The organism is Oleiphilus sp. HI0079 (assembly GCF_001635105.1).
In genome coordinates this window covers 1-710 of sequence record NZ_LWFT01000389.1, presented here as the reverse complement: position 1 = coordinate 710, position 710 = coordinate 1, and the positions used below count along the sequence as shown (strand labels likewise).

General features: G+C 45.4%; 1 pseudogene. It reads left to right on the top strand.

What is annotated here, in order from left to right:
• Window positions 1-435, top strand: a pseudogene (locus A3750_RS25935) (SGNH/GDSL hydrolase family protein); the annotation flags it as partial.
• Window positions 436-710 lie beyond the last annotated feature (275 nt).

Below are 710 nucleotides of genomic sequence, written 5' to 3'. Positions count from 1 at the left end.
AACATCAGCACGATCCTAATGGATGGTGGCGGTAACGACATCCTGATCCCTGCTACTTTGCTTGACCCATATGGCTGCCGTACGCACTGGTGGAGATGGTGGCCTTCAAGTTCTTGCTACAATCTGATCGAAGACCAGTACTACAACGCGGTTAGTCTGCTTAACACGATCGATGCTGATGGTGTGGCTAATGTTGTATGGTTGGGTTATTACGAGCTTCCACGTGGTAATGCAAACCTAACTACTGCACTTAACTACGGTGATGACTTACTTGGTTATGCATGTGAAGTGAGCTCAGCTGCAAGCTGCCAGTTTGTTGATCCACGCGGCACGGTTCCAGCGAGCCAAGTTGAAGGTGACGATATTCACCCAACTCCAGCTGGATCAGTTAACCTAGCGAATCAAATTGAGCCAGTATTGTTCCCGCTTCTATAGGGCACATATCTGACAGAGATACGGAGCAAGTCTGTATCTAGAAAACGCCCTCGTTCGAGGGCGTTTTTATTTGCGATGATTTTAATTGGTGTGAGCCGGTTCTAATCTAGCGGTTTTGGTGCATGGTTAAATAGCTTTGTAAGCTTCGAAGAATCAGGACTAACGATGAAAAAAATAATAATTTTTGCTAGTGCAGTGTTTGTAGCTGGTGGCATCACATATCTTTCCTTTCAGTCTCAATCAGAAAATGAAATAGCTAGAGATGGCTCCTTTGG